This is a genomic window from Vampirovibrio sp. (assembly GCF_041737375.1).
Classification (GTDB): Bacteria; Cyanobacteriota; Vampirovibrionia; order Vampirovibrionales; family Vampirovibrionaceae; genus Vampirovibrio.
Genome location: NZ_JBGSRV010000015.1, coordinates 31,091 through 56,104, shown reverse-complemented (window position 1 = coordinate 56,104; position 25,014 = coordinate 31,091). Strand labels below are relative to the sequence as shown.

29 protein-coding genes are annotated in these 25,014 nt (G+C 50.9%); 18 read left to right on the top strand and 11 right to left on the bottom strand.

The genetic code is table 11. The features are described 5' to 3' along the window. Positions 1-75: 75 nt before the first annotated feature. A complete protein-coding gene (rpsG, locus tag ACEW81_RS10455; protein WP_373532931.1) occupies positions 76-546 on the bottom strand; it encodes a 30S ribosomal protein S7 in 471 nt (156 codons plus the stop codon). Between the two features lie 40 nt (positions 547-586). Beyond that, positions 587-979, bottom strand: a complete 393-nt coding sequence (rpsL, locus tag ACEW81_RS10450; RefSeq protein ID WP_303672647.1) for a 30S ribosomal protein S12 — start codon at positions 977-979, stop codon at positions 587-589. A 25-nt stretch (positions 980-1,004) separates the two neighbouring features. Between rpsL and ACEW81_RS10445 the strand changes: the two genes are divergently transcribed. Then, the gene (locus ACEW81_RS10445) at positions 1,005-1,352 is read left to right on the top strand and encodes a hypothetical protein (RefSeq protein WP_373532930.1); all 348 of its coding nucleotides are present in this window, start codon (positions 1,005-1,007) and stop codon (positions 1,350-1,352) included. On the opposite strand, the gene ACEW81_RS10440 is transcribed toward ACEW81_RS10445, so the two are convergent. Together ACEW81_RS10440 and ACEW81_RS10435 are read right to left on the bottom strand one after the other, a co-directional pair. Beyond that, a complete protein-coding gene (locus tag ACEW81_RS10440; protein ID WP_373532929.1) occupies positions 1,326-2,051 on the bottom strand; it encodes a response regulator transcription factor in 726 nt (241 codons plus the stop codon). The two genes, ACEW81_RS10445 and ACEW81_RS10440, sit on opposite strands and share 27 nt — an antisense overlap. A 14-nt stretch (positions 2,052-2,065) precedes the next feature. Then, the gene (locus tag ACEW81_RS10435) at positions 2,066-3,292 is read right to left on the bottom strand and encodes a S1C family serine protease (RefSeq protein WP_373532928.1); all 1,227 of its coding nucleotides are present in this window, start codon (positions 3,290-3,292) and stop codon (positions 2,066-2,068) included. Between the two features lie 87 nt (positions 3,293-3,379). Between ACEW81_RS10435 and ACEW81_RS10430 the strand changes: the two genes are divergently transcribed. The 4 genes from ACEW81_RS10430 (at position 3,380) to ACEW81_RS10415 (ending at position 7,531) form a co-directional block, all read left to right on the top strand. After that, the gene (locus tag ACEW81_RS10430) at positions 3,380-4,279 is read left to right on the top strand and encodes a UbiA-like polyprenyltransferase (RefSeq protein WP_373532927.1); all 900 of its coding nucleotides are present in this window, start codon (positions 3,380-3,382) and stop codon (positions 4,277-4,279) included. An 87-nt stretch (positions 4,280-4,366) separates the two neighbouring features. Further along, positions 4,367-5,188 carry an MlaE family ABC transporter permease gene (locus ACEW81_RS10425; RefSeq protein WP_373532926.1) on the top strand — a complete coding sequence of 274 codons (822 nt, stop codon included), beginning with the start codon at positions 4,367-4,369 and terminating at the stop codon, positions 5,186-5,188. A gap of 3 nt (positions 5,189-5,191) precedes the next feature. Then, entirely contained in the window at positions 5,192-5,998 is an 807-nt protein-coding gene (locus ACEW81_RS10420; protein WP_373532925.1) for an ABC transporter ATP-binding protein, read from the top strand. Positions 5,999-6,178: 180 nt separating this feature from the next. Continuing rightward, positions 6,179-7,531: an MlaD family protein gene (locus tag ACEW81_RS10415; RefSeq protein ID WP_373532924.1), complete on the top strand. Its 1,353-nt coding sequence runs from the start codon at positions 6,179-6,181 to the stop codon at positions 7,529-7,531. A 157-nt stretch (positions 7,532-7,688) separates the two neighbouring features. On the opposite strand, the gene rpsU is transcribed toward ACEW81_RS10415, so the two are convergent. The 3 genes from rpsU to ACEW81_RS10400 all read right to left on the bottom strand — a co-directional run bounded on the left by rpsU (position 7,689) and on the right by ACEW81_RS10400 (position 9,242). Beyond that, positions 7,689-7,862 (bottom strand): 30S ribosomal protein S21, encoded by a 174-nt coding sequence (rpsU, locus tag ACEW81_RS10410; RefSeq protein WP_303672654.1) that lies wholly within the window; start codon positions 7,860-7,862, stop codon positions 7,689-7,691. Between the two features lie 115 nt (positions 7,863-7,977). Next, complete coding sequence (locus ACEW81_RS10405) at positions 7,978-8,313, bottom strand: histidine triad nucleotide-binding protein (RefSeq protein ID WP_373532923.1); 336 nt, start codon at positions 8,311-8,313, stop codon at positions 7,978-7,980. Positions 8,314-8,453: 140 nt separating this feature from the next. Continuing rightward, positions 8,454-9,242, bottom strand: a complete 789-nt coding sequence (locus tag ACEW81_RS10400; protein WP_373532922.1) for a hypothetical protein — start codon at positions 9,240-9,242, stop codon at positions 8,454-8,456. A gap of 205 nt (positions 9,243-9,447) precedes the next feature. Here ACEW81_RS10400 and upp point away from each other — a divergent pair, with 205 nt between their 5' ends. The 3 genes from upp (at position 9,448) to ACEW81_RS10385 (ending at position 11,451) form a co-directional block, all read left to right on the top strand. Then, the gene (gene upp / locus ACEW81_RS10395; RefSeq protein WP_373532921.1) at positions 9,448-10,107 is read left to right on the top strand and encodes a uracil phosphoribosyltransferase; all 660 of its coding nucleotides are present in this window, start codon (positions 9,448-9,450) and stop codon (positions 10,105-10,107) included. A gap of 199 nt (positions 10,108-10,306) precedes the next feature. After that, a complete protein-coding gene (locus tag ACEW81_RS10390; RefSeq protein WP_373532920.1) occupies positions 10,307-10,915 on the top strand; it encodes a YkgJ family cysteine cluster protein in 609 nt (202 codons plus the stop codon). A 5-nt stretch (positions 10,916-10,920) separates the two neighbouring features. Beyond that, positions 10,921-11,451, top strand: a complete 531-nt coding sequence (locus ACEW81_RS10385) for a YkgJ family cysteine cluster protein (protein ID WP_373532919.1) — start codon at positions 10,921-10,923, stop codon at positions 11,449-11,451. A gap of 136 nt (positions 11,452-11,587) precedes the next feature. Here the strand turns inward: ACEW81_RS10385 and ACEW81_RS10380 are convergent, their stop codons facing one another. Next, positions 11,588-11,917: a hypothetical protein gene (locus ACEW81_RS10380; RefSeq protein ID WP_373532918.1), complete on the bottom strand. Its 330-nt coding sequence runs from the start codon at positions 11,915-11,917 to the stop codon at positions 11,588-11,590. Positions 11,918-12,134: 217 nt separating this feature from the next. Further along, complete coding sequence (locus ACEW81_RS10375) at positions 12,135-12,845, bottom strand: hypothetical protein (RefSeq protein WP_373532917.1); 711 nt, start codon at positions 12,843-12,845, stop codon at positions 12,135-12,137. A 238-nt stretch (positions 12,846-13,083) separates the two neighbouring features. On the opposite strand from ACEW81_RS10375, the gene ACEW81_RS10370 reads away from it, so the two are divergent. From ACEW81_RS10370 to ACEW81_RS10330, 9 genes are all read left to right on the top strand, one after another. Continuing rightward, a complete protein-coding gene (locus ACEW81_RS10370; RefSeq protein ID WP_373532916.1) occupies positions 13,084-14,124 on the top strand; it encodes a hypothetical protein in 1,041 nt (346 codons plus the stop codon). 122 nt (positions 14,125-14,246) lie between these two features. Then, on the top strand, positions 14,247-15,407 hold the full coding sequence (tolA, locus tag ACEW81_RS10365; protein WP_373532915.1) for a cell envelope integrity protein TolA: 1,161 nt from the start codon (positions 14,247-14,249) through the stop codon (positions 15,405-15,407). Positions 15,408-15,423: 16 nt separating this feature from the next. Continuing rightward, a complete protein-coding gene (locus ACEW81_RS10360) occupies positions 15,424-16,101 on the top strand; it encodes a MotA/TolQ/ExbB proton channel family protein (protein WP_373532914.1) in 678 nt (225 codons plus the stop codon). A 25-nt stretch (positions 16,102-16,126) separates the two neighbouring features. Further along, on the top strand, positions 16,127-16,660 hold the full coding sequence (locus tag ACEW81_RS10355) for an ExbD/TolR family protein (RefSeq protein ID WP_373532913.1): 534 nt from the start codon (positions 16,127-16,129) through the stop codon (positions 16,658-16,660). A gap of 1 nt (position 16,661) precedes the next feature. Then, on the top strand, positions 16,662-17,072 hold the full coding sequence (locus ACEW81_RS10350) for an ExbD/TolR family protein (RefSeq protein ID WP_373532912.1): 411 nt from the start codon (positions 16,662-16,664) through the stop codon (positions 17,070-17,072). An 80-nt stretch (positions 17,073-17,152) separates the two neighbouring features. Next, entirely contained in the window at positions 17,153-18,553 is a 1,401-nt protein-coding gene (locus tag ACEW81_RS10345) for a glycogen synthase (protein ID WP_373532911.1), read from the top strand. Positions 18,554-18,659: 106 nt separating this feature from the next. Next, positions 18,660-19,277 carry a CDP-alcohol phosphatidyltransferase family protein gene (locus ACEW81_RS10340; protein ID WP_373532910.1) on the top strand — a complete coding sequence of 206 codons (618 nt, stop codon included), beginning with the start codon at positions 18,660-18,662 and terminating at the stop codon, positions 19,275-19,277. Positions 19,278-19,298: 21 nt separating this feature from the next. Beyond that, positions 19,299-20,864, top strand: a complete 1,566-nt coding sequence (gene cysS / locus ACEW81_RS10335) for a cysteine--tRNA ligase (protein ID WP_373532909.1) — start codon at positions 19,299-19,301, stop codon at positions 20,862-20,864. Further along, positions 20,857-21,246 carry a ribonuclease III domain-containing protein gene (locus ACEW81_RS10330; RefSeq protein WP_373532908.1) on the top strand — a complete coding sequence of 130 codons (390 nt, stop codon included), beginning with the start codon at positions 20,857-20,859 and terminating at the stop codon, positions 21,244-21,246. Before cysS ends, ACEW81_RS10330 begins: the two co-directional genes overlap by 8 nt. Before the next feature lie 217 nt (positions 21,247-21,463). Here the strand turns inward: ACEW81_RS10330 and ACEW81_RS10325 are convergent, their stop codons facing one another. Continuing rightward, positions 21,464-22,810, bottom strand: a complete 1,347-nt coding sequence (locus tag ACEW81_RS10325; RefSeq protein ID WP_373532907.1) for an MlaD family protein — start codon at positions 22,808-22,810, stop codon at positions 21,464-21,466. A 32-nt stretch (positions 22,811-22,842) separates the two neighbouring features. Between ACEW81_RS10325 and ACEW81_RS10320 the strand changes: the two genes are divergently transcribed. After that, positions 22,843-23,613 (top strand): CPBP family intramembrane glutamic endopeptidase, encoded by a 771-nt coding sequence (locus tag ACEW81_RS10320; protein WP_373532906.1) that lies wholly within the window; start codon positions 22,843-22,845, stop codon positions 23,611-23,613. Between the two features lie 163 nt (positions 23,614-23,776). Here the strand turns inward: ACEW81_RS10320 and ACEW81_RS10315 are convergent, their stop codons facing one another. Next, on the bottom strand, positions 23,777-24,964 hold the full coding sequence (locus ACEW81_RS10315; RefSeq protein WP_373532905.1) for a flagellar hook-basal body complex protein: 1,188 nt from the start codon (positions 24,962-24,964) through the stop codon (positions 23,777-23,779). Between the last annotated feature and the right edge of the window lie 50 nt (positions 24,965-25,014).

The following is a 25,014-nucleotide window of genomic DNA, read 5'->3' as shown; positions in this document are numbered from 1 at the left end:
GGAGCAGGATGATTCTAAAACAGTGAAAAACCGAATGACACCTGTCGGAGACAAGTGCCACTCGGTAAAGTTGGTTTAGAAACGGTAATGAGCGAATGCCTTGTTGGCCTCGGCCATTTTGTGAGTTTCTTCCCGTTTTTTAACGGTAGCGCCCGTTCCACGGTAAATATCCAGCAGCTCGGCGGCCAGCTTTTCCGTCATGGAGCGGCCTTTGCGCTTTCTGGCGTATTCAATCAGCCAGCGAGAACCAATGGCCAGACCTTCGTCTTCACGCACTTCAATGGGCACCTGATAAGTGGAACCCCCTACCCGACGGGCTTTTACACGAACCAGCGGCTTGGCTTTACGCAGGGATTTTCTGAAAACGTCAATACCCTTGTCGTCCGTTTTGCCTTCCAGCAACTCGATAGCATCGTAAAATACCCGTTCAGCGACACTTTTTTTGCCCTTCATCATCAGGCGATTGATAAACTTGGCCACTTCAACATCGTTGTAGATGGAATCGGGCATTGGGATGCGTTTTTTCGGTTTCGAGCGACGCGACATAAACGGAAAACTCCTTGCTTCTTACTTCTGAATGCTTGCGTTATTTTTTGCCTTTGGCAGCGGGCTGATTCTTTTTAGCGCCGTATTTGCTGCGGGACTGCTTGCGATCTTTAACGCCAGCGAAGTCCAGGGTGCCACGTACCGTGTGGTAGCGAACGCCCGGTAAATCTTTAACTCTGCCGCCCCGAATCAGGATCACAGAGTGCTCTTGCAAGTTGTGGCCAACGCCAGGAATGTAGGTGGTCACTTCAAAGCCGTTGGTCAAACGCACACGCGCAACTTTACGCAAAGCGGAGTTGGGTTTTTTGGGCGTGGTGGTATAAACACGGGTACAAACGCCACGCTTTTGAGGGTTTGAAGCCAAAGCGGGGGATTTGGTTTTGCGTTTGAACTTGGTCCGTTCTTTCCGAACCAGCTGAGCGATTGTGGGCAAGGGGGTAACCTCCTGAAATGGTTTATTGTCTAAATCTGCACTGGGGTTTACACATCAATCAAACTTGAAAGGGTCAGATCCCGGAAGGGCTTTTGCGGTTTTAAACAGGCTTGAGCGCTTCGTGAGGCAGGGCGTTGCGTCTACTTCTTTGATTGTAAAACCAAAGATGGAACTGGCACTTTCTTGGATGATCACTTTAGCCAAAGCAAAAATCAATGTCAACTTGTGCCATTGGGTAGAAAGGGTGTTTTCGATGGCCTGTGGCAAGGCGCTAGATCCAATTTTGACAAAGTTTAACTCGGCTTGGCCGCATGGTAGCAGGATTATGCCGGAAGGCCAAGCAAACTTATTTTTGGGTTTTATTTTTGCTTAACCCTTCCGGGATGAGCCGGTACCCGCCCCCGTAAATGGTTTCCACATAGCTTTTGCCTTCAGACACTTTATCCAGCTTGGTGCGCAAGTGGCGAATATGCACCCGAATCGTCTCCACATCATCATTAGGAGCGTAGCCCCACACCTCTTGCAATAGCTTGCTGAGGGAAATGGCTTGATGATGGTTTTGCAGCAGGCAGTTCAGAATCTCGAATTCGGTGGGGGTAAGCCGGGTGATTTGATGCAGGATTTTCACTTCCAGATTTTCGGGAATGAGCGTGATGTCGCCGACCGATAAAATTTCGTTGCTGGTGGCCGATTTAGGCAGTTTCCCGCTGCGACGAAGCAACGCCCTGACCCTGACCTGAAGTTCCGGTAGCTCAAAAGGCTTTACCAGATAGTCGTCTGCCCCTACGTCGAACCCTTTTACCTTGTCCTCAACCACCCCTAGGGCGGTGAGCATAAGCACCGGAATATGCTCGGTGGTCGGGTTTTTTCGAACCCGCTGGCACACGGTATACCCATCGGCGTTGGGCATCATCACATCCAGTATGATTAAATCCGGTAGCTCTTGCTGGATGAGGGCATAGCCTTCCACCCCATCGTTTGCGGTGAGGACTTTGTGGCTTTGCATTTGCAGGTTAATCTTGATGAGGGTTTGGATGGCGAAATCGTCATCCACCACAATGATTTTGGCCATTGGATTTCCTTACTCTAGCGGGGCCGTTCGGTTAGCTTAACGCTTAAAGTCAGCAGCTTGCCATCCCGGTTTACCCGCAAACTCAATAAATCGCCGGGGCGTTTGAATTCAACATGATTAATAAAGCGATCGGCGCTTTCGGCGGGCTGACCGTCATAGGCCACAATAATATCGCCGCCCACCGGAATTCGTCGGTTGCCTACCACCAGCACTTTACTGGCCTGACGCAATCCGGCCAGAGCGGCGGGGCCGTTTTGCACGGTTCGGGATACCATCAGCCCTTTTTTTACTGGCAAATCTAGCGCCTTGGCCAGGTAAGGGTTGATTTCCATGCCGACTTCCACGCCCAGAAAGGGGCGAATAACTCGCCCGTAAGAAATCAGATCTTCCGCGATACGGCGGGCCGAGTTGGCTGGAATGGCAAAGCCAATGCCCGCGCTACTGCCTGAGGGGCTAAAAATAGCCGTATTCACGCCAATCAGATGTCCGGCGCTGTCTAGCAGTGGGCCGCCTGAGTTGCCGGGGTTGATGGCGGCGTCAGTCTGGATGATACCTTCCATCAAGCGCCCGTTGCGGGCCTTCAGGGTTCGTCCCAGGCTGCTGATGACACCAGTGGTCAGGGTGCTGTTCAGTCCAAAGGGGTTACCAATGGCGTAAACGTTTTGCCCTACTTGCAAGCGGCTGGAATCGCCTACTTCAATAGTTGGAAGTTTTAGTTCTCCCGGCTCAATTTTAATCAGGGCCACATCTTTACTCACATCGCCGCCAATCAGCTTGGCTTTGTAAGCTTTTCCGTCCAAAAGTGTTACTTCCAGTTGTTGAGAGTCTTCCACCACGTGGGCATTAGTTAAAATATAGCCGTCCGGTGTCAGAATGACCCCGGAGCCGGAGCCGCTTTCGGGCACGACGTTAGAGAACATATCCATGGACAAAACGGTGCTGCTGATGTTGACTACCGCCGGACTGGTTTTTTGGTAAATGGTGATATTTATTTTTTCATCCGGGGTTAAAATGGCGTTTTCCGGGGCGGCCAGCACGGTGGGTGTTCCGCTGGTGGGTTGTTCTGGGCTTAAAGGCCACTGCCATACGCAGCTCATTAAAAAACTAAGCAGGGTTACGCATAGAGAGAAACCGGCCAGCTTGCCGACTTTAGCGAAGCTAAAACGCCAGCCAAATGCGGGAGTCGATAAAGCGGGTTGTTTGGGCTTGGCCGTATCGATTTCGGTTGTATGCTCTTTCATGGGTCCTCATTTTCTTTAAACCAGACCACATTTATGCGTCAATGTGCAGAGTATTTTACACCAACCGATCCAGAAAGTGGACTGACCATGACCAGTAGCCTTCCCAAGTTAGGTGTTTGGGGCCGATTGGCTGAATATGCCGAGCTGGTCAAGTTTGAACACACCATTTTCGCCCTGCCTTTTGCCTTGTCAGCCATGTTGCTTGCCGTTCCCGGTTCTCAGTTGCCTTCTTTCTGGACGGTGCTGTGGGTGGTTTTATGCATGGTGGGCGGCAGAACCTATGCCATGGGCCTGAATCGCTTGATTGACGCCCGTATTGACGGGCAGAATCCTCGCACTCAAAATCGTTCTATTCCGGCGGGAAGGGTTAGTAAGCAAGGGGCCTGGGTTTTAATTCTGGCCTCTGGGCTTTTGTTGGTGTTGTCTGTCTGGCAGTTGCCTCTTATTTGCCGCCTGTTGCTGCCTTTGGCATTCTTGATTCTCACCATTTATTCTTATATGAAGCTGTTTTCTCCTTTGGCTCATTTGGTGTTGGGCATTGCCCTGGGCTCTTCGGCTGTAGGGGGCTGGTTGGCGGTTACTGGGGCCTTGGCCTGGCAGCCGGTGGTGTTTGGTTTGGCCATTGTGTTTTGGGTGGCCGGTTTTGATGTGATTTACGCCTGTCAGGATTACGAATTTGACCAAACGGCGGGCCTGAAAAGCATTCCGGTGGCTTTGGGGTTGCAGGGGGCCTTGCAACTCAGTCGGCTGTTTCATTGTTTAACGGTTGGCTTGCTGGTGGGCTTTGCGCTGGGGTACTCGGTGGGGTTGTTTTTCTGGTTTGCTATATTGATGACTGCCGGTATGCTGGTTTATGAGCATTGGCTGATTCGGGGCGATGACATGACGCCCATTCGTTTGGAAAAGGTGAATGAAGCCTTTTTTACGGTCAATGGCCGCATCAGCATGGCTGTTTTTCTTTTGGTGCTTGCAGACAAGCTGTTTTAACCTTGATGAGACCTGAAACGCCCCTTTAGAGCCGCTGGCAGTTGTTAACGATACCCATTACGGCAAAATACACGGTAAAATAAAAACATGGCAAACCCCAGACCCGAGAAGTTAAGACTATTCCCCTTTACCCGTCGTGCCATTCAGGCCATGGGCAAAGAATGGGGCGTGTTTCTGGACACCTTGGGCAGCGCGGTTTACTATACGGGCGATATTATCGGCTTTTTGCTGGCCGGACGTTTTGATTTCAAGCAATTTGTTCAGCAGTTGGCCTTTGTTGGGGTTGATACCATTGGCATTTCCCTGATTATGGCCACCTTTTCCGGCATGGTCATTTCGCTTCAAATTGCCACCGAAATGGTCAAACAAGGGGCTGGCGATTTTGTGGGTGCTTTGGTGGCCCTGTCCATCGTTCGGGAATTGGCCCCCATTATGACTTCCTTTTCAGTAATCGCCATGGCGGGGTCGGCCTATGCCGCTGAACTCAGCACCATGCAAATTACCAACCAGGTGGACGCCCTGAAAGTGCTGCATGTGAACCCGGTGCGTTACCTGATGATGCCCCGTATTTTGGCAGGCATGGTTGCCTTGCCGCTGATGACCATTATTGCCGCCGTAGCCGGTATTTTGGGCGGCATGCTCATTAGCGGGATGGTGGCCGACTTAAGTTATGCTAAATATCTGGATTCGGTCTGGCATCAGGTGGACTTACTCGATATCTTCACCATGATTTTAAAATCTACTTTGTTTGGGTTTATTATTTTTATGATGGCCACTACCATTGGGCTGAACGCCTCGGGCGGCTCCCGTGAAGTGGGGGTAGCCACCACCCGCGCTGTGGTATGGTCGTTTGTATTAATGGCCATTGTGGATTATTTACTAACGTTTTTAGTTTATGGAACCCACTAATCAATGAGCGATGAAGCGGTGATAGAGCCTCAACAACCCAATAGCCCCAAGGACGAGGTTTTAATCCGGGTCAGTAACCTCAAGAAGTCTTTTGGCGGCCATGACGTGCTGAAGGGCATTAGCTTTGAGGTCAGGGCGCATGAAACCATGGGCATTATTGGCATTAGCGGCTGCGGAAAAAGTACGCTGCTTAAAATCATCAGCGGTCTGGAAACCCCAGACAGTGGCGAGGTGGAACTGAGTGATCCCAATTACAGCCTGGTATTCCAGTACTCGGCGCTCTTCGACTCGTTAAGCGTTTATGAAAACGTGGCCTTTTCTCTGTTGGAGCGGCCCGATAGCGATCATGAAAAGGCGCTAGCCACTAGCCGTCGTCGGCAAAAAAAGCTGAGTCCTCAGGAAATCAAGAAAATTGTGGCTGAAAAGTTGCAAATGGTAGGCCTGGAGGGGATTGAAAATCAGTATCCCAACGAGTTATCGGGCGGTATGCAGAAGCGGGTCAGCTTTGCCCGCGCCATCGTCAGTAATCCCCGTATTATTTTGTACGATGAGCCAACTGCTGGGCTGGATCCCATTGCCTCTACCGTGATTGAGGATTACATTCGGGACCTGCGGAATGATTTGAACGCGGCCAGTGTGGTGGTGACCCACCAGTTTTCCACCATTAACCGTACCGATCGGCTTATTTTGTTAAATCAGGGCGAAATTTGCTGGCAAGGAACCCCCAAGGAGTTTTATAATTCCAGCGATCCTTACGCCCGACAGTTCTCTCAAGCCAACCTGGAAGGCCCTTTAACCGACAACGCTTGACTTCTCCCGGATGGGAGATTCAATCCCCACAGGATTGTTTGGCACGGCTGGAGTATAATATCCTTCAAGAAAAATCGATGGCCCATGTTTTAGTTGTGATAAACAAGCTTTTGCCCATAATCCTAACCGCTAAACAAACACCGTAAAATCTCCCAAACAGAAGACAGGCACTATTTCTTTATGAGTACAGCGAACAAGCAGAGAGCATCCACCATCAAAGTTGGTGCGCTAACCCTGGTCAGTATTCTGTTATTGATGATTTCCCTCATATGGCTGCGTGGACGGGGCCTGGATAGCGGTGAGTCCAGAACGGAGTGGTTTCACGACGTTAATGGCATGAAAGAAGGCGCGCCGGTCCAAATGATGGGGATTCGGGTGGGCTTTGTGGAAGAAGTAAAGCCGGATCGTCGAAATGGTGAGTACGGGGTTAAGGTTAGTTTTCGGTTGAATAAAGATTTGGGCGTGACGCCCCCCAAAGGGTCCATGCTGTCTATTGAGCAATCCGGCCTGATTGGCGAGCAGTTTTTGGAAATTACCCCGCCTCGTTTGCGAGACGTGACATTAACCACTTTTCAAGAGCCTGCCAAGGCCATTCAAAAAGGGATGCCGGTTAAATTTTTATACGAGCAGGGCTATAAGCAGGTGGGCATTGTAGAAGCGGTGGAACAAAGCCGGGATGGCAATCTGGTTCGGCATCGCTTGTCTTACCGCATTAATTTACCGGGTGCCATTATGCCTGAAGATCCTTTATTTGAGCTGACTCTGGATAAAACCGGCGAGTATTATCTGCGTGTATTGCCCAAGGAGGCTTATTTGGCCCAGGCCCCGCCCAAGAATTTGCAATTTACGGTGGAAGAGCCCATGCGGCTGAAGCGCTTCCTGGAAATTCAGATGGATTCCGCTGAGGCGTTGAAGTTGACCAACGAAAAAATTAACGAGTTGTTGTCGGATGAAACCATCGACAGTTTGCACAGTACGGTTAAAAACACGGAAGTGCTGACCGCACAGGCGCATGAGGTGATGAATACCGCCAACGCCTTATTCCAGACCACCCGTCAGGATCTGGATCGATTGGTGGGCGTTAGTGAGCAACTGGCCCAGAATGTCTCTGAGGTGAGTGCCAATATTAACGATATTATTGGCGATCCCAAGCTGAAAGGCGAAATGAGCTCTACCATTGCTTCCTTACGGGAATCTTCCAACGCGATGAAAGAGCTGTTGAACGACCCTGCCTTGAAGGAAACCATTTACACCACTCGGGACACCTCTAAAAACGCCAATGAGCTGATGCTTACGTTGCGCAAAACCGCTCAGGATCAAGATTTGCAAAACCGGATGGAGCGCATCAGCATCAAGCTGGACACCTCGCTCACCAAGCTGGATTCGGTGCTGGGCAATGTGGATGAGTTGACCGATGGTCAGGATCAGAACCTGAAAGGCATTTTGGAAGATACGCGTGAAACGGCCAAAAACATGAAGAAACTGAGCGCCAAGTTCAGCGGCCGATTTACCCTGTTTAAGCTTCTGTTTTAAGTAGCAGTGCTTGTAAATACAGAAGCCCCCAATAAAGCCGGGTTGTAATTTCGCCCCTGACTAACCGTTATTCCCCTTTACGAAAACCTTGGTAAAAGAAATTCCCTATAAAAAAGCCTCCCGGTAACGAGAGGCTTTTTTAAATCTTGGAAAAAGGTTAGCTTTTGCGCTTGCGGGCGGATTCGGCTTTTCTTTTCTTTTTAACGCTGGGTTTCAAGTAGTGCTCCCGCCGTTTGATTTCGGACAGGATACCGGCTTTCTGAATTTTCTTCTTGAACCGTTTTAGTGCACTTTCAATACTTTCACCAGGTTGTACCTGGACTTCTGCCATTAAGGATTTCACCCCGCTTTCAAATGGTCTTTCAATCTTGATTGGTTTAGTGAGAGTAACATATAAAAAATATCATGACAATCCGTTGAGTTTCAATTTCAAAAAAACGCTCCGATCAACCGGGCGGCCATTTCAGGGGGCGTCCGGCCAGAATGTGGGCATGCAAATGGAAGACACTTTGCCCTGCGGCTGCGCCGTTGTTAATCACCAGCCGATAGTCGCCTAGTTCCAATTGCTGGGCCACGTCTCTGGCCCCTCCCAAAAGCTCGCCTAAAAGCTGGTTTTCGTTGGTTTCTGATAGGCTGGCCGTATGCGTTTTATGAATAACTAGGGCATGGGTGGGCGCTTGTGGGTTGATATCGCTGAAGGCCAGCACGGTTTTTGTTTCCCCTAGCTTCTGGCAAGGAATGTTTCCCGCTAAAATGTTGCAAAATAAACAGTCGGCTGTCATAGGCCCGTCCTTCTTTCTGGATGATACGCCCAATGGCTGAGAGGGGAGGTTTGTTTTCTCGTGTTGTTTCTCCCGTGTTGTTAATGATCCTCAGAAGGCTGTTTTCTGTAAAGTTGTGCAGTGTGCAAAAGCGGGGTTGCTTAAGCCTCATAGGATAACTGCGGGGTCGGGCCTGCTGGGGAGGTTCCAGGGCGCTGGGTTTGCTGCTGGTATTGATACTTTACCCGAGATGCCAGCGGCATAGGACTGAGGGGCACCGGATGGCCGGGGCTGCTGAGTGGCAGATCCCCGTATTTTTGAACCACCCGTTGAATCAGCGCTTTTTTGGAGGGATCTGGATCAAAAAACAACTTGGGGTAAAGGGCCACCCCATCCGAGAGCAGGCGATTGTTGAGGGCGCTTTGGGCGTAGCCGGGATCGGTGGCCGCATGATAGCGATAAGCGAGGGTGTTCAAGCCCAGACAATTTAACTCTTCCTGAATGGAGGATTCCCCGTCGCCGTTGCCTGCGGCGTGTCCGGCCTCATGGTAAATGGCCTCGGAAATGGCATACAAAGTAGCGGGGCTGCTATCGCCTTTGTAGCGCTGGTTGATCATAATTTTATTTTCATCGGAAATCCATTGGGCGTGGGCGGGGCTGTCGCCCATGTCTCCAAATTCCACTTGAATGCCTTTGCTTTGGATGACCCCCAGGGCCTGTTGTCCATTTTGAAAACCGGGATAAACGCCCAAATGGCGCATGTACTGTTCATCCTGGGGTAAATTTTTGATTTGCCCCAGCAAGCCCAGCGCATGGCGAATAATGGCTTGATCGGACGGGGGCGGTGGGGCAAACGGGTTCTGATACAAGGAGGGCGTACGATTGGTTGCTTGAAATGCCCCGCTTGCCGAGGGGAAAGGATATACAGGGGTGAAAGAAAGACTGCCCATGGGGGTCCTTTTTGAATTTGTTTTTGATTTTCGGCCCGGCGGCAAAGCGTTTCGCTCACTTGATAAAGCAGTTGAGACGGCACTACCGGGTGTTGTCCATTAGAAACCCCCTCAACCCAACTTGTTGCCACTGGGGCTTCCCACTGGTTTTTTTGATAGGATGGATAAACTCGTAATGATCAGCTTTAAGCAGGAGTTCAAGTTTATGTCCACCAGCGTTCACCCGGCCGTTAAAGTGTCCAACCACCCGTTGGTGCAACATAACCTGAGTATTTTACGGGATAAAAACACCTCCACCGAGCAGTTCAGGGCCACCATGATCCGTTTGGGCAAGTTGATTTTTATGGACGCCACCGTTGATTTGCCCACCGCCAAAACCATTGTGGAAACCCCCATTACCAAAACTGAATGCAAAATTCTGTCTCCCAATGTACCCATTTTGATTGCACCCATTTTGCGGGCGGGTTTAATTTTATCGGAGTTGGCCATTGATATCTTGCCCAGCGCCAGTGTGTACCATATTGGCCTGTACCGGGATGAGGAAACCTTCAAGCCGGTAACCTACTACAATAAACTCCCCTCCACCATTGACTACAGCGTGGCTCAGATTTTTGTGCTGGATCCCATGCTGGCCACCGGTGGTTCAGCGGTGGCCGCTGTGGATATTATTAAAAAACTGGGCACCAAGGCTTCCAACATTCGCTTTGTCAGTATTATCGCCGCCCCGGAAGGCATTCAGCATCTGACCGAGCAACACCCCGGCATTCAGATTTACACGGGTTCCGTGGATGAGCGGTTGAACGACAAGGCTTATATCGTACCGGGCTTGGGCGATGCCGGTGATCGCACCTTTGGTACGGTTTAACCGAAGCACTGTTTTAGCCAGTTCGGCGGCCTTATTTTGGGGTTAACCTGTTCAGGCCAGACTGAAGCGGGCTAAACGCTCTAATTTTCAGTGGCGTTTATACCTGTGTGTTTATTATGGGTTATGATCATTAAAGCATCGGTTTGATCCGCCGATGATGATTTAAGCGCCCTTTTTCACGAATTAAAGGCTTTGTTCCATGTTCGATATGAACTATTACGGCACAGATGAAGAGCTAAAGTCTGAGAAACAGGATTTGCCTGACTTGTGCCATAAGTGTGGCCGTTGTTGTCGATCGGCCACCACGTTTAACTCGTATAAAAAATTGCTGGCCCTGGTAGAGCAAGGCGATAAAGAGGCCATTGATTTTTTGGAAATTTTTGAGCCTTACGCCTCCATTGAGGATGCCCGCCAGGTGGTGCCGGATCAAGTGGAGCAGGTGATGAAAACCATTGCGGACCGTGATGATATGGATGCCAATGAAGTGACCTTTTATCATTGCCGTTATGTCAGCCCGGAAGGGCTTTGCACCATTTATGAGCGTCGCCCCCGATGCTGCCGTGAGGCCCCCGGTCATGGCTGGTCGGTCATGCCTCCCAACTGTGGTTTTGAAGGCTGGCAGTTTGAGCAGCGGGAGAAGCAAAAGCGGATGATTCGGGATTTGAAGACCAGCGCCTATATTATGGAACAGCTTTCCCCGGATGGGGTGCATCACCCGGTGCGCCCGGATACCAAGCTGGAAGATTTACGGCTAATGGTGCTAGAGAAGATTAAGCCCTGGAAAATGTTTGGTTCCCACTATTGGTAGATGAGATGACAAACGCCCCCGATTCCCGCCCCTCTGAGGTTGAATCTCCTTTGGGTTTTGCCCGAGAGGTGGAGCAACTGATGAAAATGCCTCAGCATTTGTGCAAACAGCGGGGCATTTGCTGCCGGGTGGCCACGTTTAAAGGCTCGCTTTCTTACGCACAAATTTTGGCTTTGGCTGCCAATCCAGAAGCGGATGGGCATGAGTCGGCCAGAGACTTTGCCTCCGTATTTTTGCCATACGACAGTCAGGCTCAGGTGCGGACCCTGGCTTCCGAGTTTGTGGATCGGGTACGGGATTTTGCCCAAAGCAAAGGACAGGACCCGGATCAGGTTTCTTTTTTTAAATGCAAATACGTGCTGGAAGACGGGCGTTGCGGGGTGCATGAGGATCGTCCGGTGGGTTGCCGGGTTTATCCGTTTCCGCACAAAAGCACTATTTATCATCCGGGTTGCGGCTTTGAGCAGCAGGGCGCGCAAAACTGGGCCAGAATTGAGGAAATTCTGGCGGTGCTGGGTATTTCTGGCGATCTTTAAGCCCAGAAGAATCGCTCGCAGATTTGAACAGGTTTATTCCTTTGGCTAAGGATGACCTGCTTAATGGGTTGGCTGCATCAACATTGCCGCTCTAAAGCCCTATTCAAAGTCCTGTTTATGTCAGGGCTTTAGAGGATTAACCGGCTAGTTTGAAGCTGCTTTCAATATTTTTGGAAATAACCTTCTGAACGGATTCAATTTCGGTCTGCACGGTTTGGTGTTGGGTATCCAACCGTTTAGATTCCAGCTCCAGCGATTTATCCCGCTCCTGAATGGCCGATATGCTTGAATTTAATCGTTGGCTATCCGCGCTGGAAGGATCCAGATTGGATTGCCTGGTGAATAGTCCCGATACCATGTTGGCCACCTGTTGTCTGGCCTGATTGACCATTTGCAGATGTAATTCCAAATCGGATTTTCTGGCCGTCAGCATTAATAGACGTGCCTGGCTAGCTCCAAGTCCCATACAATAAATACCCCCTACATATGTCCCACACGATTAAAGAGAAGTGCCTAACTTCCTGTTCCTGGTGAATATCCCCTGTTTAAACACAATGTCCCTGGTTTAAACGTCCCTATTTGTCCCGTACCAGCATAAAAACATGGAAAGGGTATTTTGTGCTAACGGCTTTAGCGTTTGGGTTCAGGCAAGGGGCTAACAGTGGTAACTGTCGGGAGGCTCGTTAAACTTTTTTTTGAAGCTGGTAATTGGCGGTTTCTAATTCTTTAATGCGATTCATGGCCTGTTGAAGCTGGCCTTGTAAGCGCACCAAGGCTTCGTTTCCGCCAGCGGGAAGCCCGCCCTGAATACCGGGAAACGGTTTTTTGCTCTCTTCTTTTAAAAATAGAATGGCTTCGCTGTCTTCTTTTTTAATGTAGCCCAGGTTAATCAGCACATTGGCGATTCCGGTACGCTCGCCCATGGCTTCCGCAATGGCTCGCTGGGTTCTCAGGGCCTGATCCAGCTGTTCAATGGTTAAACGGTTAATTTGAACCAAATACTCGCCCAAGCGGGTTCGGCCAGCCAGATAGTCAACGGTTCCCGCAATCACCATGGACATGGGCGGAGAAATAAACTCTTTTTCAATGGCTTGCGATATGAAAATAGAGGACTGCTCCAAACTCCAGTTGTTCATAATGGTGATGCTTAACACATTTTTATGAAAGCGGGTTAAATGCAGCAGCCTGAGCATACCTTGTTCCAGCTGACCGGTCGGTTTTTCCAGCTCTTGAACGCCTTGCCGGGTAATTTCTGGAATCCAGAGCTGCAGGGTATGCTCAGGGCCAAAGGCTTCCAAAGTGGCTTTGGATAAGGTCGCTTCCAGCTCATGCCGAAATTGGGCATAAATGACCTGCTTGACCCACAGGGGTAAAGTGCCAAGCTGTTGCATCATGCTATCAAATGCTGTAGGGGGGAGATTGCCCATTCTGTATCATCCAACCAATCAAGGGTCTAAAAACAAAACGACCGTTTTATCATCGTTATTATTACAGAATTCTTGGGCATGTGCCTCCATTAGGCGTTGTATAATTGGAACATTCCACACTCAGGCTAGTCATGAGTGTCATGGTTTTGAGCTTGTCGCAGAATGAACCTTTGCAGGTTTTTATCATATTTTAAGGAGATTTCAGGTGAAGCTATCCCGGCAGATTGCCCTTTCTTTGGCGTTTTTTGTTTCATTTTCAGGTTTCGCGCTGGCGGCACCTGAGGCGCCCTTTGGTTACGCTGCTGAGTTTACGCCAAAACCCGTGGCGCAAATTAGTCAAAGCCTGCCTCCCATGCAAAATTCCGATTATCAAACCGGGGGCTTTACCAATTACGGCAGTAACCCCAGTCCCAGTTACAACAATACCTACAGTAGTACGCCCAATACGGGTTATCAGCCTTATGGCCAAAGCCAGCAACCACAACAGCCATCCTATGCCCCTTATAACAACAATCAGTCTTACGGTCAGCAGCCTCCGCTGCAAGGGTATGTCATGACGGCCCCTCCGGGCACCGTGGTTTCGGCCACGCTGGCCAGTCCTGTTTCCAGTGATTTCGCACGGGTAGGCGATCGTTTTAACGCCACGCTGGGCTCGCCCATCGCCTCGGGGGGCAATGTTATTCTGCCCGCTGGCAGCCAGATGGAAGGGCAAGTGGTGATGGTGAAAGCCGCCGGACGCAGTGGCAAAAATGGGGAGCTGGATATTCGCTTTACCTCTGCCACGCTACCCAATGGCCAACGGGTGCCGTTGTCCGCTAAAATTCAAACCGAAGATGGCTCCGGTATCATTCGAGGCGGCTCTACCGCCGGACGCTTTGGCCGGGCCGCAGTGACCACGGGTGTGGGCGCTGGCTTGGGGGCCGCTCTGGGAACCGCAATGGGGCCTTTGTCGGGCGGCGGGGTTGGTCGTGGGGCCATTTATGGTACGGCCTTGGGGGCAGGCATGGGGGCTTTAGGCTCCGCTTTCCAAAAAGGAACGGCTGCGGTGCTGGATTCAGGAACCCCGCTTAATATCGTGCTGGATCAACCATTAACCACATCCCCCGCCTCTATGGGTATGGGCGCTTCTGGCTACGCTCAACCTCAGCAGGATCAGGGCCAAGGTCAAGGCTTTCAGTATTATCAGCCTAACAATAACACTGCGCCTCAAAACCAGCAGCCCTATACCAACTATTACGGAAATTAGCACTGATAGAAACGGCGAGGCAATCCTGCTTGCTTCGCCGTTTCTCATGAGTTAGCTGGAAAATACCAGATTGTTGGTTTTATAAATTTAGCCATCCGTTTGCCAAAGATGAGATAGGAACCATGTCCCAGCCAGAAAAACCTGTTTTTAAATCGCCTGCCCAAAGCGGGGAAGCGGGGCAAAAGGGCGTAAAAAACGGGATGGCTCAAAAGCCGGAACAGGCCATATCCACGGGTATGTCCCCCTCTATATCCAGAGAGGCTTTGCAGGCTAGATACCGCAAGGGCATTAGCCTTGTGGGTACCGAGGAGCGGCTGGACGCGCTTTCCATGAAACGAGCCACGGGTTTATCGGCCGTTTTCCACGTGCTGGGCCCGGTGGCTTTAGCGGTTATTACTTTGCTGGTACTGCTTTTTCTTTCCTGGGTGATGAAATTTAACGTTTGGGATTTGTTTCACTCCGCCAAAAAGCCGGATATGGAATTTTCGCTGGTGAAGGATACGCAGGCCACCCGCCCGGATGACCCCAAATTCAGGGGCAATTTTAACCAGAGAGCGGGCGGAAAGACCAACAAGCGGCAGCCTTTAAAGGCCGTTGAAGAACCGCCGCAATCCAGCGCCGCTCAAAAATCGGAGCCGCCCAAAAAGCAAGCCGAGCCGGTTCCGCCGCAACAGGCAACACCTAAGACACAGCAGCCCCAGCAAAAGCCGCCGGTTCAAAAGCCCACGGCTGATAAAACCCCGGTGAAATCCACGGGCTTGCCTACCATTCCCAAACCGGCCAAAACGCAGGAGGCGGCCTCCTCGTCTCAAGCCCAAAAGGCCACGGCTGCTGCCAGTGGTTCGCCTTCTAATCCCGGTTCTCAGGCATCCACGGGGGCCACGTTTACAGGCAGTGGCGTCGCAGAGGCATCGCTTGGGAATCCACAGGAAGGCAAAGGGACGACTCCCGGTGTGGATGTGGCAGAAGACGCAGATTTTGGGCCGTTTATGGCCGATTTAGAGAAGCGCATCAAGCGAAACTGGTCGCCCCCTCGTGGCGCGGATAGCCGCAAAGTGGTCTTGATGCTTTTTATCGCCCGAGATGGTAAGGTGGTTAAAATTGAAGTGAAGAAATCGTCCGGGGATCCAGAGGCGGATGAATCAGCCAAACAGGCGGTTAATGCCTCAGCGCCCTTTATGATACTGCCTCCGCAGTTCAGGGAAGATATACTTCCGGTAGAATTCGCGTTTGATTATAATGTTCTTAATCCGAAGAACCCGAAACAGGCTTTGAAATGGTAAGAGGAGATACCGAATAATGGATTTTAGTTTATTATGGTTCGCGATTGTTAACGACTGGCTGGTACTGGCCCCCATCCTCGTATGCTCCGTCCTGACCGTGGCCGTGACCATTGAGCGCTATTACTTTTACAAAAAAAATTCCCGTGACGTGGTGCAGTTCATTCACCGCTTGCAACGAGAGCTGCAACGTGGCAGTTTAGAAAATTCCCAAATGCTAAGCGGCCAGCTGGGCGGCATTATCGGGGAAGTGTCTGAAGAGGGTATTCGGGTTTTGGCGGAACAGCCAGAAAGCTTTGAGCGCTCTTACGACATTACCGCTTCTTTGGCGGCTCGCAAGCTGGAAAAAAACCTGCCCATTCTGGGTACCATTGCCACCATTTGCCCTTACCTGGGTCTGTTTGGCACCGTTGTACGGATTTTGCTGACCTTTGGCGATTTGTCCAAAGCGGGCGGCCAAAGCGGCGCGCCAGAAATTATGTTTGGTATCGGTTCCGCGCTGATTGCTACCGCCTTTGGTTTGGGCGTTGCTATTTTGGCGGTGGCCCTGAACAACTATTTCCAAAGCATCGTAAACCGTTACGAAGATGATTTTCAGTTGTTGAAACTGTTGTTTCTGAGTTTTGTGGATGAGCGTGACCCCATGGCTGTGACCACTGGCCAAGAGCGTCGTCCTACCCAGCAACCCGGTTACTAGAAAGAAGTATTAGGATACTGGCCTTATGAAAACCGGCGCTAGACAGGTGTTTAACGACATTAACATCACCCCCCTTACCGATATCTTTTTGGTGTTGCTGATTATTATGATGGTGGTTGCCCCTATGATGCAGCAGGCCCGTAAGGATATTAAGCCGCCTTCACTTGCCAGTGGCGGCCCGGTTGAGCAAAACAAGCTGACTGTGGAAGTGGCCAGCGGGGGCGAGATTTATGTGCAAGGCCAGCCCACTACGCCAGAACAGTTAACAGAAACCTTGAAAACTCAGGAAGCCCAATTGGTAGCCAACACCGGCGGCGATCAAAAATCGGGCGAAGGCGAAGCGGATCAACCTGCGGAGAAAAACCTGATTATTCGTGCGGACAAGGCCACCAAAAGCGGACAGGTGCTTAAAATTTTTGAAGCGGCCCGTGACGCTGGATTTACCAAGGTTACGGTTGCCGGTGAGCCTTTGGCGGCGGCTCGTCAGGATGAATTGAAACAACCTGACGCGGCGCCCGATACGTCGATGGCCAAACCCGTTCCACAAGGAGGGGCGTAACATGCGAGGCGGTAATCGTAAGCAGGTTTTCAACGAAATCAACATCACGCCGCTCACCGACATCTTTTTGGTGTTGCTGATTATTATGATGGTGGTTGCGCCCATGCTGGATACCAAGGGCCTGAAAGTGGCGGTGCCTTCCACGGGGCCTTCCCAGGAAACCAAGGAAGAGCCTAAAACCATTCAGCTTTCCATTGACGCCTCAGGCCAGTATTCCATTGCCGGGGCCAACGTATCGCCGATGGCTTTGATTACCAAGTTTAAAGAATTAAAAGGCGATAAGCCCGACGGGTTGATTATTAGCACCAACCCTGAGGCCACCCATGAGTCCTTGACCCGTGCCATGGATGCCGCTCAGACGGCGGGTATCACCAAGGTTGCCGTTACCGCCGACGAGCAAAAAGAAGGCTAGCTCTCCGCTTGGGTAGTAGCTCAAGGGGTGTGTTTGGCATATAACGGGCCTACATATTGTTCATTGGGGGGTCGCCCAACATGAAAGTTGTATTTTGTTCAGCGGAAGTCGCGCCTTTTTCTCAGGCTGGTGGCTTGGGAGATGTGCTGGGTAGTTTGCCCAGAGCCATCGCCGAGCAAGACACGCAAGCCGTGATCATCACCCCCCTGTATGGGCTGGTGGATGCTGAGGCGCATCAACTGCAAAAAACAGATATCAGCTTTGAGGTTCAGTTTCACGGCAAGGCTTACCCCATTACCATCTGGAAGGGGTTACTGCCTCGCAGTGAGGTGGTGATTTACTTTGTAGATAATTACGATTTATTTGGCTCTCGCAAGCAGGTTTATCCCTACGGGCAGCCGGAATGGGAGCTGGAAGGCTTTTTGGTGTTGAGCCAGGCCGTATTTGAATTGCTGCGGCGGGTTAACTATCGCCCGGATATTTTGCATGTTCATGACTGGCATACCGCTTCGGTGGCCACCACTTTGGCCGATATCCGGCCTTATGATCAGTATTTTTCCCGCACCCAGTCGGTGCTGACCATTCATAACCTGAATTATCAGGGTGAATTCGGGGAGATTAACTGGTTGAAAGAAGGCATTTTGAAGGCCGATGCGGTGACTACGGTTTCTCCCACTTACGCTCAGGAAATCCAGACCCCCGAGTTTGGGGCCAAGCTGGACCCGGTGATTCGGGAGTACGCCCACAAGGTGTCTGGCATTTTAAATGGTATTGATACCGAACTTTACAACCCGGAAGCGGATGCCTTTATTACCACTAAATACAACCGCAGCAACTTTGCGGAAGGAAAAAAACAGTGTAAAGAGGCTCTACAGGTTGAAATGGGTCTGCCGGTTGTTCCGGGCGCCCCTCTCATTGGCTTTATCGGTCGCCTGGCAGAGCAAAAGGGTCTGGATATTCTGTTACAGGCAATGAAGGAAATGGATGAGCAGGCCAGCAAGCCCCAGTGGGTTTTGTTGGGCACCGGCGATCCTAAAATGGAAGAGGCCCTGAAGGGGCTGAACACCAAGTCTCAGAACATTCGCACGTTTATTGGCTTTAACACGGCTTTGGCCCAAAAAATTTATGCGGGCTGCGATATGTTTATGATGCCCAGTGCCTTTGAGCCTTGCGGACTGGGGCAGTTGATTTCCTTGCGCTACGGCACGGTGCCCATTGTGCGTGGCGTAGGTGGTTTGGTGGATACCATTACCGATGTACGCAACCAGCCGCATCGTGGTAATGGCTTCAAATTTGCCGAGTACAGCGCCGCTAAACTGAAAGAAACCGTGCAGGCGGCCATTGATTACTATCACAACAACGCCGTTTGGCCGGAGTTAGTGGGGCGTGGCATGGATGAAGATCATAGCTGGAAGCCCAGCGCTGAGGCTTACAAAACCTTGTACGCTCATTTAACCCACCCGGCGCCGATCTCGGCTTAAACCGGCTTTCAATGCTTTATCGTGCTTTGGCTGGCCTCCCTTTAAATTTTGCCCACGGCGGGTTCACCTGCTTTTAAAAGCGATGGGGGTAGTATAAAATAACCTCATGGCAAATCTGGTTTCCTTGATCCGTACCCTGTTGGGTCTGCTGGTCATTTCGCTTCTATTTATACACACTCAGGCCGTTTATCTGGCCTGTTTTGCGCTAACCATTGCGGTAATTGCCATGGACGCCCTGGATGGTTATCTGGCCCGCAAGTTGAACGAATCCTCTAAGCTGGGGGCGGTAATTGATATTTTGGGCGATCGCATTGTAGAGCAGATTTATTGGGTCGCTTTTTTGGCACTGGGATGGTTGCCCCTGTGGGTGCCGTTGGTGGTGATTGTGCGTGGCATTATTGTGGATGGTCTGCGGGCCATGGCTCTGGAGCAAGGATTTACAGCGTTTGGACAATCCAGCATGCAGCAAAGCAAGCTGGGCGGGTTGTTGGTTAGCTCCAATTTCAGTCGTACCACCTATGCGGTGGCCAAGGCGGCGGCTTTCGCTTTTTTAATTCTGGGCCACACCCCCGGATTTCCCCCCACTGTAGCGGCCAATATTACCAACGTTGGCCTGATTTCCACCTATGTATCCGTGGCCTTTTGCGTGGTGCGAGGTTTACCGGTACTAATCGAAGGTCGCCGTTTTTTGACGGATGACACCAAGGCATCCCCTTCCGCTTAAGCAACAGGATATTTTCCCCTTATGGCTGAGTCTTCTTCCCCTGGCTTACAACTGTTTAACACCTTAACGGGAACGTTAGAACCCTTTATTCCCCTGGATCCCGCTGGCAAACAGGTGAAGCTGTATGTGTGCGGTCCCACGGTTTACGATGACGCCCATTTGGGCCATGCCCGCTGCTATATTACCTGGGATGTGCTTTATCGTTTTCTGAAATTTTCGGGTTACGGCGTGAAATACGTGCGGAACGTGACCGATGTGGACGATAAAATCCTCAACCGGGCCACAGAACGGGGCGAAACGCCTGCTGAACTTGCGGAGCGGAATTATCAAAGCTTTAGCGATGATATGAAAGCCTTGAATGTGCTGCCGCCGGATGAGGAACCACGGGCCACCCATTATATTTCGCATATGCTGGCAGGCGTTCAGACCTTGGTGGCTAAAGGCGCGGCTTACCCTACCGCCGATGGCAGCGTTTACTTTCGGGTTTCCGCCAAGGCGGATTATGGAAAGTTGAAGTTTGGCACCCAGAACCCGGAGGCTTTAAAAAAGCATCTGGATGATTTGAAATCCGGCGCGCGGGTGGAAGTGGACGCTGGCAAAGAATCGCCGCTGGATTTTGCCTTGTGGAAGGCGGTTTCGCCTTCGGATCCGAATGGCTGGGAATCGCCATGGCCTGCTGAAGGGCAGGCTGCTGCCAAAGGCTGGGGACGGCCCGGTTGGCATATGGAATGTTCCGCCATGAATCAGGCCGTGTTTGGGGATCAGATTGATATTCACGCCGGGGGGGCGGATTTGATTTTTCCGCATCACGAGAATGAAATTGCGCAAAGCGAGGCCTGGTCTGGGTTATCGGGGCATGATGAGCATTCCCGATTTGCCAAATACTGGCTACATAACGGCTTTGTGAATGTCAGTGGTGAAAAAATGTCCAAAAGTCTGGGTAATTTTTCCACCGTTAAAAAACTATTAGAGCGCTATGACGCCAATACCATTCGTTATTTTTTGCTGACCAATCATTACCGCATGCCGGTGGATTTTAACGATGAAGCCTTGCAAGCTTGCAAAGAGTGGATTGTGCGGGTTCGGCGGAAATTTGTGCAGTTGAATGTAAACCTGCTTGATATTTTGAATGGGGTAGATAGCAAGGCCAAACAAGCGTTTTTAGGCGGTGAGTTTTGCCTGGCTTTGCAACGAGATTTAAACACCTCTCAGGCGCTGGGAGAGCTAAACAGGGCGCTCAAGGGGTTTTCTGAGGAAAGTCTGAACGATGAAACGCTGCTTCAAAACACTGCGCTCATGATGTTTCTGATGGGTTTTGATTTGGCCTATTTTGGCGCACAACTGGTGGGTACAACCGGGCCGCTTCAGGCGTTTGGCAGCATGAATGCTGAAGGGGCTGTGGTTGATTCTCCCGCTAAACTTCTGGCCGATCAGGTGAGACAGCGTAGAGCCGCCAAAGCCGAGAAAAACTGGGCAGAAGCGGATCGGCTTCGCAATGAGATTATGGAGCAGGGTTATCAACTGCTGGATAACAAAGACGGCACCACCACCGTGGAAAAAGACGGGCTGGAAATTGTTCGTGTCTGAATTTGCCGGACTGCCGCACGCTCGGGCTTTGGCCTTTTTGGGCGATGCGGTGTTTGAGCTTTTTTTGCGAGAACTGGCGGTGGCGCAAGGCTTGTCTTACTCCAAGGATTTGCACGATTTTACGGTACGCCGAGCCAAGGCCAGTGCTCAGGTGGATTTGTTGCATCATTTAAAGCCCTGTCTAACGGATGCGGAGCTGGAAGTGGTGCGTCAGGGCCGCAATGTAGGAGTGAGTGCTGGGCGTCGAGCGGATCAGGCGGCGCATCGGCAAGCAACGGGCTTTGAAACCCTGATAGGCGCTTTGCATTTAAGCAATACGTCTCGGCTGGCGGCCCTGTTTGAGTTGGCCAAGCCGTTGTTGTTGCAGGATGTGCTCCTCTAATTAAACTGAGCTTTATATTCGGTTACAAATTGTTCCAAACCGCCAATTGATTGTTTTTATGCAATTAACAAGGCTGGATGAAAATTTCTTTCTTTCCTTAAATTTTAAAATTTGCGCTTTAACGCCAATCAGTATTGATTTGGCGTTTTTTTTTGCGATGAAAACCCTTTTGGATGTTTGTTTGGCGGTTAAAAGGGTGTTACGCATTGGCATGGTTTCAGGAAAACAGAAACACGATTAACTCGCCAGCCATTTGAAAGGCCCGAACTAGCGGGTTGAGCTGGCTGGTGGTTTCCGCCAGGTCACGCGATGGGGGCTTGTTGCCTGGAGCGGTGGTTGGCTCATGCTCTCTTTTGTTGGGCAGCATGGCGGCTTGTTTTGGGTGGCTGAATGCAACGGCAGAGGACTCTGCGGGTAGTGTCCGCAAGCCTTGGGGGCTGCTGGGGGGTATGGGCGGAGACGGTGGGTTGGGTTGTAGTAACCCTTCGCGTTCCCACTCACTGGTTTTAGCGTTCCACTGAATCAGTTGTCGGTTAAATTGCTTAACGTTATTGCGGGCCTGTTCCAGATCCCCGGAACGATCGGTGGCAAAGAAGGCGTCCAGGTGATCCAGGGTTGCGTGAATGTTGTTTTGCCCGTTTTCAAAATCCTGAAGCCACTGAGGCAAAGCCAGTGCGTTTAATTTTTGGCCCATCATGCCCAGTCGGATGCTGATTTGGTTATTCATGGCGCTAAATTGGTGCAGGCGGGCCGGAATTTTGGCGGTTAACCTACCTTGGCTTACAAAGGCATCGTGTACGGCTTGCATATTATGGCTAGCGGCTAAAATACGGGGGCGAATTTTGGCGGGCTGGGTGCTTTGATTTAAAATTTTAGCCCCGTAGTTGAACGATTGAATGGTTTCCACGCCCATTTGGCTATAGGTGTTAATGTCCTTACGCATGCTGCCCAGCCCCTGATTGAGGGCCACCGTATTTCGATTGGCCACGTTGGACATTTGCAAAGCCTGTTTAATATTAAACTGAAGCTCTTCCACCGGCTTTCGTTTTCCAAAGAAATCAGAAATATTTTCTGAACCCTTCTGCAAGGCTTCAACGCTATCCAAACTGGCGTTCAGGGTATCACGCATGCTAATGGGTTCTATCACCCTGTAAATGGGTTCTCCATCCACCTCCGGTACGGGCTTTGCCGGAAGGCTGACCTCAATGCTTTTTGCCCCGCCCAGTCCGGTAAATAAAATAGTAAACACCGAACCCGAGGGGATTTTAACGGCTCCCGGATCCGTTTGCACGGTAATTCGCACATGATCTTGTTGAATGCGAACATCATCCACAAAGCCAATAGCGGTTCCCATGAGCCGTACTGGGGCCCCCCGGCTAATTTCATTGGCGTTTCGAAATTCCAGATGGATGGTTTGCCCCCTGTGGTTGGGAATGGCAATCACCATCAGGTAAGCCCCATATGCCAGTAACCCCGCCAGCGTTATCCATAACAGGATGTCTGATATAATGGCTCTGTTCAGAGACACCTTTTGATTAATGGATTTTCTTAGGCTGGTAAACATAATGCCAATAGCATACAACAGGACCATTTTAATTGGGAAAGCATGGTGTCAAGTTGAAGTTTGAGGCTGAGGTCAGTTCTTTTGAACAAACGCCGCAAAGCCCTCAGTACCAGCCTTTGCCCCCCTGGGATTTGTATACGGTTTTGGTGTGCCTGTTATCGGGCTATATTCTGGTGCCGTTGTTGTTGTCCAACGTGCTGTTGTTAGTCGATCCTTTTATGCAAAAGAGCGAACAGCTGTTTGTGGAGCAAAGCGTTACTTTGCTAACCTGGCTGGCTATTTTCGGGATTCTTCAATGGAAGTATGGGCAATTGAATCGTTATTTGGGCTTTGCGCTGACCCGGCCCCGGCAGTATTACCTGTGGGAAACGCTGTTGCTACTGGTGGCCAGTAACGCCTTAACCCTGCTGTTAAGTTTGTTTTGGATGTTATTGGAACACCTGAAACCGGGCTTACCACTGGGAGTGGACCCTTATGCTGATTTTACCGGCTCCCAGCTTTGGGTGCTTGCGTTTTTTGCGGTTATTATTGCCCCTTTGCTGGAGGAGTGGATTTTTAGAGGCTTGATCCAGTCCACCATGCATAAATTTTTCAGCCAGGCCTGGTCAGTAATCGCTACCGGCGTTATTTTTATGCTGCTGCATGCCAGTTATTTGAGCAACATCAAGGCCTTGGCGCATGTCATGGTGTTGGGCCTTTGCTTTGGCGTGTGGCGAGAGCGGACGGGTTCTTTGATTCCGGGCATGTTTGCCCACTGGTTTAACAATGGGCTGGCCACCCTGTTGATGTTTTCCAAGGGCTAGCATTGCTCAGCAGGAATCTTCAGGATCTGCCTCAAACTCTGCCAAATTGAGGGGATAGAAACCGGAAGAAAAAAGAAACCGCAGGTTGGTATAACCTGCGGGTATGGTTCAAGGAAGAGTGGATTAACTAGACCCTGAGTCAGTAGAGATCAAAGGGTTAGGACTAGATGATTTGAATAATGGTCTGCATCACTTCGCTTTGGGTCCGAACCACCTTACTGGCGGCTTCTAACCCACGCTGGGAAATGATCATGTTGGTGAACTCACCGGCCAGATCCACGTTGGAGGATTCCAGCGCCCCGGCATTGATACTGCCCCGAGCGCCTGAACCAGCCGACCCAAAGGCGGTAGAGCCTGAGTTGGCACTGATGATGAAGTTGTTGTTACCGTCGTACAGCAAGCCGGGTGGGTTGGTTACGCTGGCGGTTTGTACCCGTAGCTGCATCCCTTCCAGTCCTGCGCCTGCTATGGCCAGACCCACGCCACCGTCAAACACAGCAGTTGCGCCAATTTGGCCAATGGAGCCAGCGTCTTGGGCGGTTACGTCATTGGCCGCATAAGTGCCGCCTTCATAAGGGCGATGGATGATCTCGGTGCGCCATTGGGAAGGATCGCCGGGGTTGGCGGTTACCGTGGATTGATCGGTTCTAACCGTAATAATGTCGCCGTTGGAGTATTTGGCGGCAATAGAGCCATCGTTACCTACCGTAAAGCTTTGCAATTGTACGGGAATGGTGACTTGGCTGGCTGCGCCCGCTGTAATGGCGGCTGTAATGGTGGCGCCTGCTGTACCGGTTGGAGAAACGTGGGTGCCGAGTACGCTGGTGCCGGTGGCGTCATAATCCTTGGTAATTAAAAAATCGGTGGGGATTTTAACCCGACCCAGTGTGGAGGTGGCGTTCCCCGAAATTTGGGAAGTACCCCGCAGTCGGTTCCCGGAGGAGGTCACCATGTTTCCGGCGGAATCCAGCGTAAAGTTGCCCGCACGGGTTAAAAAGAAGTCGGTGGAGTTGTTGCCGTTGTTGGTATCAACCCGCTCTACGGCAAAAAAGCCTTCGCCGTTTAAGCTTAAGTCGGTATTACGTCCGGTAAACTGGGTGCCGCCCTGGCTAAAGTTGGAGGCAATTTCGGAAACCAGGGTGCCGTTACCGATTTGTCGGGGGTTGGTACCACCAAGTAAGCCGTTGGGTGGGGTGCCGCCGCTAATGGTGCTGGCAAACACGGTGGCGAAGTTGGCGGAACTGGATTTAAAGCCCAGTGTGTTCACGTTGGCAATGTTGTTGGAAATAACATTCAATCGGGTCTGGTTAGCCCGAATACCGGATACGGCGGTAAACATACCTTGACTCATGGGGGTTCCTCCACTTTATCTCTCTAGGATTTCTGAATCTAAATCTCTTT

Coding starts and splice junctions, on each gene's coding strand:
- ACEW81_RS10325 (WP_373532907.1), bottom strand. CDS start 22,810: ATGTTTACCAGCCTAAGAAAATCCATTAATCAAAAGGTGTCTCTGAAC.
- ACEW81_RS10420 (WP_373532925.1), top strand. CDS start 5,192: ATGAGCGATGAAGCGGTGATAGAGCCTCAACAACCCAATAGCCCCAAG.
- ACEW81_RS10390 (WP_373532920.1), top strand. CDS start 10,307: ATGTTCGATATGAACTATTACGGCACAGATGAAGAGCTAAAGTCTGAG.
- ACEW81_RS10385 (WP_373532919.1), top strand. CDS start 10,921: ATGACAAACGCCCCCGATTCCCGCCCCTCTGAGGTTGAATCTCCTTTG.
- cysS (WP_373532909.1), top strand. CDS start 19,299: ATGGCTGAGTCTTCTTCCCCTGGCTTACAACTGTTTAACACCTTAACG.
- ACEW81_RS10430 (WP_373532927.1), top strand. CDS start 3,380: ATGACCAGTAGCCTTCCCAAGTTAGGTGTTTGGGGCCGATTGGCTGAA.
- ACEW81_RS10400 (WP_373532922.1), bottom strand. CDS start 9,242: ATGGGCAGTCTTTCTTTCACCCCTGTATATCCTTTCCCCTCGGCAAGC.
- ACEW81_RS10415 (WP_373532924.1), top strand. CDS start 6,179: ATGAGTACAGCGAACAAGCAGAGAGCATCCACCATCAAAGTTGGTGCG.
- ACEW81_RS10425 (WP_373532926.1), top strand. CDS start 4,367: ATGGCAAACCCCAGACCCGAGAAGTTAAGACTATTCCCCTTTACCCGT.
- ACEW81_RS10350 (WP_373532912.1), top strand. CDS start 16,662: ATGCGAGGCGGTAATCGTAAGCAGGTTTTCAACGAAATCAACATCACG.
- ACEW81_RS10435 (WP_373532928.1), bottom strand. CDS start 3,292: ATGAAAGAGCATACAACCGAAATCGATACGGCCAAGCCCAAACAACCC.
- ACEW81_RS10315 (WP_373532905.1), bottom strand. CDS start 24,964: ATGAGTCAAGGTATGTTTACCGCCGTATCCGGTATTCGGGCTAACCAG.
- ACEW81_RS10375 (WP_373532917.1), bottom strand. CDS start 12,845: ATGATGCAACAGCTTGGCACTTTACCCCTGTGGGTCAAGCAGGTCATT.
- ACEW81_RS10355 (WP_373532913.1), top strand. CDS start 16,127: ATGAAAACCGGCGCTAGACAGGTGTTTAACGACATTAACATCACCCCC.
- upp (WP_373532921.1), top strand. CDS start 9,448: ATGTCCACCAGCGTTCACCCGGCCGTTAAAGTGTCCAACCACCCGTTG.
- tolA (WP_373532915.1), top strand. CDS start 14,247: ATGTCCCAGCCAGAAAAACCTGTTTTTAAATCGCCTGCCCAAAGCGGG.
- ACEW81_RS10360 (WP_373532914.1), top strand. CDS start 15,424: ATGGATTTTAGTTTATTATGGTTCGCGATTGTTAACGACTGGCTGGTA.
- ACEW81_RS10345 (WP_373532911.1), top strand. CDS start 17,153: ATGAAAGTTGTATTTTGTTCAGCGGAAGTCGCGCCTTTTTCTCAGGCT.
- ACEW81_RS10440 (WP_373532929.1), bottom strand. CDS start 2,051: ATGGCCAAAATCATTGTGGTGGATGACGATTTCGCCATCCAAACCCTC.
- ACEW81_RS10340 (WP_373532910.1), top strand. CDS start 18,660: ATGGCAAATCTGGTTTCCTTGATCCGTACCCTGTTGGGTCTGCTGGTC.
- rpsG (WP_373532931.1), bottom strand. CDS start 546: ATGTCGCGTCGCTCGAAACCGAAAAAACGCATCCCAATGCCCGATTCC.
- ACEW81_RS10405 (WP_373532923.1), bottom strand. CDS start 8,313: ATGACAGCCGACTGTTTATTTTGCAACATTTTAGCGGGAAACATTCCT.
- rpsU (WP_303672654.1), bottom strand. CDS start 7,862: ATGGCAGAAGTCCAGGTACAACCTGGTGAAAGTATTGAAAGTGCACTA.
- ACEW81_RS10380 (WP_373532918.1), bottom strand. CDS start 11,917: ATGGGACTTGGAGCTAGCCAGGCACGTCTATTAATGCTGACGGCCAGA.